The sequence below is a fragment of the Levilactobacillus tujiorum genome (assembly GCF_012641185.1).
GTDB lineage: Bacteria > Bacillota > Bacilli > Lactobacillales > Lactobacillaceae > Levilactobacillus > Levilactobacillus tujiorum.
Map to the genome: position 1 here is coordinate 1 of NZ_JAAXLK010000073.1, position 227 is coordinate 227.

Consider the following 227-nt stretch of genomic DNA (forward strand, 5'->3'; position numbering starts at 1 on the left):
AATAGCTCACTAGCCGAGTGATCCTGCGCCGAAAATATACCGGGGCTAAGCATGTTACCGAAATTGTGGATGCGACCAATAGGTCGCGTGATAGGAGAGCGTTCTAAGGGCAACGAAGCTAGACCGCAAGGACTAGTGGAGCGCTTAGAAGTGAGAATGCCGGTATGAGTAGCGAAAGATCAGTGAGAATCTGATCCACCGAATGACTAAGGTTTCCTGGGGAAGGC

The 227-nt window shown here is 50.7% G+C and carries 1 rRNA gene; it reads left to right on the plus strand.

Annotated features, from left to right (window positions below):
* Window positions 1-227 (plus strand): 23S ribosomal RNA (locus HF569_RS12265); the annotation flags it as partial.